At 62.3% G+C, this 3,086-nt stretch carries 3 protein-coding genes and 1 pseudogene; 3 read left to right on the top strand and 1 reads right to left on the bottom strand.

The genetic code is table 11. The annotated features are described in order from the left end of the window. The 3 genes and pseudogenes from JF66_RS17425 to JF66_RS25420 form a co-directional block, all read left to right on the top strand. Window positions 1-349 (top strand): iron-sulfur cluster assembly protein (locus JF66_RS17425; RefSeq protein ID WP_035880007.1); only part of this gene is annotated, 349 nt, incomplete at its 5' end. A 96-nt stretch (window positions 350-445) separates the two neighbouring features. Continuing rightward, on the top strand, window positions 446-1,597 hold the full coding sequence (locus JF66_RS17420; RefSeq protein WP_051973710.1) for a folate-binding protein YgfZ: 1,152 nt from the start codon (window positions 446-448) through the stop codon (window positions 1,595-1,597). A gap of 211 nt (window positions 1,598-1,808) precedes the next feature. Then, window positions 1,809-1,901 (top strand): annotated as a pseudogene (locus tag JF66_RS25420) (DUF6855 family protein); the annotation flags it as partial. Window positions 1,902-2,207: 306 nt separating this feature from the next. Here JF66_RS25420 and JF66_RS17415 read toward each other — a convergent pair. Beyond that, window positions 2,208-2,981: a hypothetical protein gene (locus JF66_RS17415; protein ID WP_035880004.1), complete on the bottom strand. Its 774-nt coding sequence runs from the start codon at window positions 2,979-2,981 to the stop codon at window positions 2,208-2,210. Window positions 2,982-3,086 lie beyond the last annotated feature (105 nt).

The raw sequence follows: 3,086 nt of genomic DNA, 5'->3' as shown, positions 1-3,086 counted from the left end.
GCCTGTCACCGAATCAATGATGACGAAGCAGGGGCCGTTCAACCTGGACCAGGTGCTGGACCGCCTCAAAAACGTTTACGACCCGGAGATCCCCATTAACGTTGTGGACCTGGGGCTGATCTACGTCTGTCAGGAAGAGCTGCTGTCCGACGGCTCTCACCGCGTCGAAGTGAAGATGTCCATGACCGCTCCGGGCTGCGGGATGGGCGATGTGCTCAAAGAGGATGCCCGCGCGGCAATCAAAACTGTTCCCGGCGTCAGCGAGATCGACATCGAACTCGTCTGGGATCCCCCGTGGGGTCAGGACCGGATGTCCCCGGCTGCCAAGCTCCAACTCGGAATGTACTGACCACTCGAGGCGTACACGGCCTCACACCGCACATGATGAACGAAGGTAACACCGTGGCCCAGCTCAACAACAAAGACCACACCGGCTTGCCGGTTCATGGCGCCGCGTTCGCTTCGGGATATCGCGCTCATGCCGAGTGAATTCCTGAACAGGCCAGGTGCTATCGCTTCCGGTGATGTGCCCAACGCCGGCGTGGCCGCCCGCTACGGGAACCCGCTCGTCGAGCAGCGTCAACTGGCGACCGGAGCCGCGATCGTGGACCTCTCCCACCGGGCGGTGATCACCGTCACCGGCCCCGATCGTCTGAGGTGGATGAATTCGCTGACCAGCCAGAGCATCACCCGCCTGAAGCCGGGCGAATCCACAGAGACTCTGCTGCTGGGCATGACTGGTCGGATCGAGTACGTGGTTCGTTTGATGGATGACGGTACCGACCTGTGGTTACTCCTTGAGCAGGACGAAGCGTCGGGGCTACTGGAGTGGCTGGGCAGCATGCGATTCGCGTTACGGGTGGAACTTGCGGATCGTTCCGTCGATTTTGCGACAATCGGTACCCTTGGGCGGCCTGAGCTTCCGGTAGCAGCCCCGCATGGCCTCCCACTGGTCTGGCGCGACCCATGGATGACTGTGAGCCAGGGCGGTCATCAATACGCGGTGGCGACCAGGCACCCGGCCTCAGGCTGGACCTACAGCGAGATGCTGCTGCCCCGCACCGCTCTGGCCGCCATCGCCGACTCCGATATTCCTGTCGCTGGGCTGCTCGCTCTCGAAGCGTTGCGCATAGCCGCCTGGCGTCCAAGTTTTGCCACCGAAGTCGATGGCAAGACGATTCCCCATGAACTGGATTGGTTGCGCACCGCCGTGCACCTGAGCAAAGGCGGTTATCGCGGCCAGCAGACGGTGGCCAAGGTTCACAACGTGGGCCATCCACCGCGCAGGCTGGTCATGCTCTACCCGGACGATACAGAAACCGCGCTGCCGTCGCGTGGAGACGACGTTGTGGTGCAGAACACCGACGGCCAGGACAGGACTGTTGGCCAGGTGACCTCTGTTGCCCGGCACTTCGAATTAGGCCCGATCGCACTCGCGGTCATCAAACGGGGCACCGATCCAACGGCCGAACTTCTCGTGCGAACCGCTGGCCGAGACATCCCGGCCAGGCAGGTGGTGATCGTACCGCCGGATGCGGGCGCTTCGGCCTCAGTCACTGTTCCTCGCCTGCCGCGTCTCGGTTCGGTGCCGAGATAGTTCAGTTCCTGTGATGTCACTGTCAACAGGGCGAGCGCAACCGGCGACCTGACGCCCCGGCCCAGTCTCGATCGCCAGTATCACCGGCTCTTCGTTCGCGCCCCGGTCAGCGCTCTTCGGAAAGTAGACCACTCAGGCGTGGGGGCGTGCCGGGACTGATCCGGTGGGTGGCTGGTGCGGCCTGCGCAAGGGGTAGTGGGGCAGATTCGGCAGGTACATGCGGACGTTGCTTGAGGCGGTCGGTCTCGTCCAACTCACCCACGAGCCGCGCAACAACCGTGTGCGCGCCGCCTCTGCCAGCTGATGCCACGCGTTAGGTCTGTGCTCCTCGTTCTAGAAAGTGGCGACGCGAGTCTTGCACCCCGAATCCGTCCCGGTTGGCGTTCCCCTGTGACACGGCATCGCCGTGATCGGCCGACTGGTGATTTGGCCTCAGATCTGTCGCGCTCGACGTCCCTCACGGACAAGCAGCAGTGCAGGTGCCTGTGGCCGCTTCTGCATTTGGTGGCGAGGTCACGGCCTCCAGCTCGAACGGTGGAGGGACTGGACGGCCAACCATCGAGGCCATCCTAAGTTTCTGAACTCCATAGATCAGTGGCAATCGGATGAGTTACGGCCCCCACGTCACGGGGAGCGTGACGGACGTTTCCCGGAAGGGCAGGAACGCCGGCGCCAGCTTCTCGATCGGAACATGGTCAAGAATGACGATTGCGGCGACTGCGAGTTGCGCATTCTTGACGAGGAACCTTTCCTTCTGTGGCGCCCACCCGAGGGATCGCACGGCTTCCCATGCAACGATTCGAGCGGCCTCCTGCGCTTCGCTGAGACCGCCCCAGTCCCAACCCAGGATCTCAGTCTGCGCGGCATCAATTTCACTGTCAACCGCGGCGAAACGAAACATGGCAGCAACGCTAGAGTCGTACTCGTCCTCGGTAAGGTTCGCCAAGGAGGCGATGAATGCTTGCGCTTCCGCGGTTCTTGGCCCGTAGTCCTTGGATGCGATGAGCGCTTGCAATTTCGCGGTTCTGGGCCCGGACCAAGGGAGCTCGACAGACGTGTGCCGGAACGGCATGAACGCTGGCACCACCCTCTTGAACGGGAGCATGTCTATCACGACGATTGCGGCGACCGCGATGTGCGCAGCTTGCGCGAGGCTCTCCTGGTCTTCCGCTGCCCACCCGAGGGATCGCACGGCGTCCCCGGTGACGACTTGTGCTCTTCCCTGCTCTGCCAGAAGACCGTACGAACTCGCCGCAGCCATGCTTTCATGATGGGCGGCATTCGGCCCTTCATATCGGTCCTCGTAAGAACTGCCCATGGCAGTTTCGCTAGCGTGCCATTCCTCCTTGCTGAGGGTCGACAATGAGTCGATGAACGCTTGCACGTTCGCGGTTCTGGGCCCGTATGACATGGGGGCGATTATATGGGCCTGATATCGGCCGTGTCGAGGAGTAATGGTCGTCCCGACCTTTCAGGACGAGCTTGTTGT

The sequence above is a fragment of the Cryobacterium sp. MLB-32 genome (genome assembly GCF_000738085.1).
GTDB lineage: Bacteria > Actinomycetota > Actinomycetes > Actinomycetales > Microbacteriaceae > Cryobacterium.
Note: the sequence above shows the minus strand (reverse complement) of the source record. Positions and strands in the feature narration are given on the sequence as shown.

Coding starts and splice junctions, on each gene's coding strand:
- JF66_RS17420 (WP_051973710.1), top strand. CDS start 446: ATGGCGCCGCGTTCGCTTCGGGATATCGCGCTCATGCCGAGTGAATTC.